The organism is Streptomyces sp. NPDC029139, from assembly GCF_055564335.1.
Genome location: NZ_JBVHWN010000027.1, coordinates 1 through 5028, shown reverse-complemented (window position 1 = coordinate 5028; position 5028 = coordinate 1). Strand labels below are relative to the sequence as shown.

The following is a 5028-nucleotide window of genomic DNA, read 5'->3' as shown; positions in this document are numbered from 1 at the left end:
ACCTCCCTCCCCCCCCCCCCCCCCCCCCCCTCGAAAAACACAAAAACATCCCCCCCCCCCCCCCCCCCCCCCCCCCCCCCCCCCCCCCCCGGCCCCGATCTCGTGATGCGTGCGTGTCAGACGCGGTCGGCGCCGACCGGCTCGCCGACGATGCGGCCGGCCAGGGCGCGGGCCCAGGCGTCGACGTCGGCGGAGAGCTCGCGCTCGGCGGCGGCGCGCTCCGTGGCGATGCGCTCGGCGCCGGCGGCCAGGATCGCGTCGCGCTCGCGCACGCCCTCGGCGCGGGCGGCGGCGATGGCGGCCGCGCCCTCCTCGGTGGCCCTGGAGCGGATGCGGGCGGCCTCGTGGCGGGCCTCGGCGAGCTCCGCCTCGTACTGCTCACGGATCTGCGTGGCCTCGGCGCGCAGGTCGTCGGCGCGCTCGCTGCCGCCGTCGATGGCGTCCTCGCGCTCGGCGAGGGTGCGGTTGATCTTCGGCAGGATGCCCTTCGCCAGGATGAGGAAGGTGAGGGCGAACAACACCGCGCCGAGGATGAGCTCAGCGGTGACGGGGTTGAGCGGACCGAGGTCCATGTCGAAGATCGTCGAATTCTGCGCGAGGGTCATGCGCGGCATGATACCCGTCCGGGAAAGCGACGATTTCCCCGGGTGATCGAGAGTTGGCATGTTCGTGTCGAACCGGCAAGATTCCCGGCACCCAATGGCTACCGAAAGGTAACTACGGCTGCTTTGATGTGCGGCGCCGGTCCAACCCCCCACCTACACCCGGGAGTTCCTGTGCCGCTCGCCGCACACCGCCGTCGCGCCTCCGGCGCCGTCCTGTCGTTGGCACTCGCCGCCGCGACCCTGGCCACGGCGGCCCCCTCGGCCTCGGCCGCCGAGTCCCCGCGCCTGAAGGTGCTCAGCTACAACGCCTTCCTCTTCAGCAAGAGCCTCTACCCGAACTGGGGCCAGGACCACCGGGCCAAGGCGATCCCCGCCGCCGGCTTCTACCAGGGGCACGACGTCGTCGTGATCCAGGAGGCCTTCGACAATTCCTCCTCGGACGCCCTCAAGGCGAACTCGGCCGCCCAGTACCCCCACCAGACCCCCGTCATGGGACGGAGCAGGACGGGCTGGGACGCCACGAGCGGGGCCTACTCCGCCACCACCCCCGAGGACGGCGGTGTCACGATCCTCAGCAAGTGGCCGATCGTCCGCAAGGAGCAGTACGTCTACAAGGACGCGTGCGGTGCGGACTGGTACTCGAACAAGGGCTTCGTCTACACCGTCCTGGACGTGAACGGCAGCAGGGTCCACGTCGTCGGCACGCACGCCCAGTCCACCGACCCGGGCTGCTCGGCGGGTGAGGCGGCGCAGATGCGCAGCCGCCAGTTCAGGGCGATGGACGCCTTCCTCGACGCGAAGAACATCCCGGCGAACGAGCAGGTCATCGTGGCCGGCGACTTCAACGTGGACTCCCGCACGCCGGAGTACTCCACCATGCTGAGCGACGCGGGCCTGGCCGGCGCGGACGCCCGCACCGGCCACCCGTACTCCTTCGACACCGAGCAGAACTCGATCGCGTCCGAGCGCTACCCGGACGACCCGCGCGAGGACCTCGACTACGTGCTGTACCGCTCGGGCAACGCGCGGCCGGCGGGCTGGACGAACAACGTGGTGCTGGAGCGGAGCGCGCCCTGGACGGTCTCCAGCTGGGGCACGCAGTACACGTACACCAACCTCAGCGACCACTACCCGGTGACGGCGTACTGAGTTCCGGCGCCCTGAACCGATCGACCCGGGCCCGTCACGCCGTCACGGCGCGGCGGGCCCTCGCCCGCTTCCCGGAGGTCAGCGCTCCGCCGACCAGCCGGTCGCCGCGCGACCGTACGCGTGCAGGGCCGCGACGACTTCCTGCGGCGAGCGGCGGCCGGCCAGCACGTCCATCTGGTAGCCGTCCTCCATCGCGACGAAATTGGCCGCGACCATCCGGGGCGGGTCGCCCAGGGTGAAGTGCCCCTGTGCCTCGCCGAGCACCAGAATGCCCTGGTAGACGCCTATCTGGCGCTCCGTCAGCACGCTGTCGAGGGCGGCCGCCTTGGGGTCGCGCAGCGTGCGGGGCCAGTACTCGAAGAGCAGCCGCGGCAAGCGGTCCTGCGGCCCTGACGCGACCCCGAAGGCGATGCACGAGCGCAGTCGCTCCCGCGCGTCCTCATGCCGCTCCGCCGCGACCTCCCGGTCGCGGCAGAACCGCTCGATGGCCTGCTGGAAGGTCTCGTACATCAGGGCGTCGAGATCCTCGTAGTAGTAGAGCACCGCCGCCGGGGTGACCCCGGCCTCCTCCGCGACGTCCCGCAGTCGCAGCCCTTCGAGCCCCCGGCTCAGCAGTGCCCGCGCAGCGGCCTCGCTCAGCTGCGCCCGTCGCGCCTCCTGGTCCTTGCGCCGCGCCACCGGCCGCCCCCTCGTCACTCTGTCCACTGAACCGGATCTCAAAGATACAGCTTGATCCCTTGACCTGTCGGGCCAGCTTTCATTAAATCGCCGTTTAAGAAAAGAGAGGCGACCGTACGCTTCTCCTCAGGAGGCCGTCATGACCACCAAGAACGCGGGACCACCACCCCTGACCGGAAAGGGCCTGCGGCGCGACTCCGTCGGCCTGCTCGCCACCGTCGCGCTCGGGCTCGCGTCCGTCGCCCCGGCCTACAGCATCGCCGTCACATTGGGCCTGGTGACCCTGACGGTCGGCGACCTCGCGCCCGCCGCCCTGCTGCTCGGCTTCGTGCCGATCCTCCTGACGGCCTTCGCCTTCCGGGAGCTGAACCGGAGGATGCCGGACTGCGGCACCACATTCGTCTGGAACACCCGGGCCTTCGGGCCCGTCACCGGCTGGCTCGCGGGCGGCTGGACGGTCCTGGTGGCGACCGTCATCGCGATGACGGCACTGGCCCAGGTCGGCGCGTCCGCGTCGCTCGCTCTGGTGGGTCTCGACGCGGCGGCCGAGAGCGGGTTCGCCGTCACCGGGCTCGCCGTCCTCCTGCTCGCCCTGGTCGCCACCGTCGCCTACCGGGGCATCCAGCTCGCCGCCCACGTCCAGTACGCGATGCTGGGCATCCAGCTCGTGGCGCTGCTCGCCTTCGGTGTCGCGGCCTTCGCCCGGCAGGGAGCCGCCACCCCGTCCCTGGGCTGGCTCGACCCCTTCGCCTTCGACGGCTTCGGGCCCTTCGCCGAGGCGGTCCTGCTCTGCCTCTTCATCTACTGGGGCTGGGACGCCCTGATCACCTTCAACGAGGAGACGGTCGACAGCGACCGCACGCCCGGCAGGGCCGCGGTGACCTCCACCCTGATCCTGCTCGTCACCTATCTCTTCACGGCTTTCGCCGCGATCTCGTACGCGGGAACCGGCGGGACGGGGCTCGGGCTCGGCAACGAGGAGACCGCCGCCGACGTCCTCACCCTTCTCGCGCCGCCGGTCCTCGGCGACGGCCTGGGCAGGCTGGTCACCCTCGCCATCGCCGTCTCGGCCGTCGGGGCGCTGCTGACCTGTGCGAGTTCGGCGCCGCGGAGCACGCTGTCGATGAGCGCGCACGGCGCCCTGCCGGCCGCCTTCGCCCGCACGCATCCCCGTTTCCGTACGCCCGCCTTCGGGACGGTCTTCGTCGCGGCCGCGGCGGCCGCCGTCCTCATCGCGCTGAGACTCGTCTCGGCCGACTTCCTGGGCGATGCCATTCTGTCGATCGGCCTGCTCATCGCCTTCTACTACGGCGTCACCGGGCTCGCCTGCGCCTGGATCTTCCGCCGGGAGCTGCGGAACTCTCCGCGCGACCTGCTGGTCAAGGGCGTGCTGCCGGCGACCGGTGGCCTGATCATGCTGGCCGCCTTCGTGCGGAGCGCCTACGACATGGTCGACCCGGACTACGGCTCCACCTCCCTGGGCGGCGTGGGCGGGGTCTTCCTGCTCGGTGTCGGCTCGATCGTGCTCGGAGCCGTCGTGATGCTGCTGCTCCGCCCCCGCTTCACCCGCTTCTTCCGCGACGGCCGCACGTCCGTCACCACCCTGTCCGTCACGGAGAACTGAGCCCCATGCGCACCCTCGCCATCGCCGCCGTCCAGACCACGCCCGTCGCCCATGACCCGCAGGCCACCTGGGAGCGCTACGCCGACCAGGTCAGGGCCGTGCGGGACACCTTCCCGCACGTCCAGCTCGTCGTCGTACCGGAGCTGATGCTCTGCGCCGAGGCTCCCCTGCTCCAGGCGCGTCCGGAGTGGATGGAGGAGGCGGCCGTGCCGATCCCCGGGCAGCTGACGGACCGGGTCCGCGCGCTGGCCCGGGAGACCGGGCTGTGGCTCGTGCCGGGCAGCCTCTACGAGCGCGCCGACGACGGGCACGTCTACAACACGGCCCTCGCCGTCTCCCCGGCCGGCGAGATCGTCGCCCGCTACCGCAAGGTCTTCCCCTGGCAGCCGTACGAGCGGACCAGCCCCGGGCGCGAGTTCGTCGTCTTCGACCTGCCCGGTATCGGCCGCGCGGGCCTCGCCATCTGCTACGACGGCTCGTTCCCGGAGACCGCGCGCCAACTGGCCTGGCTCGGCGCGGAGGTGATCATCCAGCCCACGCTCACCACGACGCGCGACCGCGAGATGGAGCTGGTCTGCGCACGGGCCAACGCCTGGACCAACCAGGTGTACGTCGTCAACGTGAACGCCGCCGACCCGGCGGGGGTCGGCGCGAGCGTGATCGTCGACCCCGAGGGCATCGTCCGGCAGCAGGCCGGCACGGGCGAGGAGGTCCTCGTCGACGTGCTCGACCTCGACACCGTGACGCGGGTCCGTACGTACGGCTCCGCCGGCATCAACCGCCCCTGGGCCCAGCTCGCCCGCTACGGCGAACGGATCGAGCTGCCCATGTACGGCGGCCGGTTCGCACCGGCGCCGGACCCCGGGGCGGGGATCCTCTAGGCCGTGTCTCTTTGATGGGTTGATCAGTTGATCGGATGTGTCTGTCCGGTTAGTGATCACTGATGCGATGTGGGACCGGATCGAGCCGCTG

The 5028-nt window shown here is 71.3% G+C and carries 5 protein-coding genes; 3 read left to right on the top strand and 2 right to left on the bottom strand.

The window, feature by feature from the left end; translation table 11 throughout:
* Positions 1–116: 116 nt before the first annotated feature.
* Positions 117–605 (bottom strand): F0F1 ATP synthase subunit B family protein, encoded by a 489-nt coding sequence (locus tag ACZ4VW_RS31980; RefSeq protein WP_467968555.1) that lies wholly within the window; start codon positions 603–605, stop codon positions 117–119.
* A 126-nt stretch (positions 606–731) separates the two neighbouring features.
* On the opposite strand from ACZ4VW_RS31980, the gene sph reads away from it, so the two are divergent.
* On the top strand, positions 732–1754 hold the full coding sequence (sph, locus tag ACZ4VW_RS31975) for a sphingomyelin phosphodiesterase (protein WP_467968553.1): 1023 nt from the start codon (positions 732–734) through the stop codon (positions 1752–1754).
* A 78-nt stretch (positions 1755–1832) separates the two neighbouring features.
* On the opposite strand, the gene ACZ4VW_RS31970 is transcribed toward sph, so the two are convergent.
* Positions 1833–2432, bottom strand: coding sequence for a TetR/AcrR family transcriptional regulator (locus ACZ4VW_RS31970; protein ID WP_467968551.1), 600 nt, complete (start codon positions 2430–2432; stop codon positions 1833–1835).
* A gap of 139 nt (positions 2433–2571) precedes the next feature.
* On the opposite strand from ACZ4VW_RS31970, the gene ACZ4VW_RS31965 reads away from it, so the two are divergent.
* Entirely contained in the window at positions 2572–4056 is a 1485-nt protein-coding gene (locus ACZ4VW_RS31965) for an APC family permease (RefSeq protein WP_467968549.1), read from the top strand.
* 5 nt (positions 4057–4061) lie between these two features.
* Entirely contained in the window at positions 4062–4937 is an 876-nt protein-coding gene (locus ACZ4VW_RS31960) for a carbon-nitrogen hydrolase family protein (RefSeq protein WP_467968547.1), read from the top strand.
* The last annotated feature ends 91 nt before the right edge of the window (positions 4938–5028 follow it).

Coding starts and splice junctions, on each gene's coding strand:
- ACZ4VW_RS31980 (WP_467968555.1), bottom strand. CDS start 605: ATGACCCTCGCGCAGAATTCGACGATCTTCGACATGGACCTCGGTCCG.
- ACZ4VW_RS31960 (WP_467968547.1), top strand. CDS start 4,062: ATGCGCACCCTCGCCATCGCCGCCGTCCAGACCACGCCCGTCGCCCAT.
- sph (WP_467968553.1), top strand. CDS start 732: ATGTGCGGCGCCGGTCCAACCCCCCACCTACACCCGGGAGTTCCTGTG.
- ACZ4VW_RS31965 (WP_467968549.1), top strand. CDS start 2,572: ATGACCACCAAGAACGCGGGACCACCACCCCTGACCGGAAAGGGCCTG.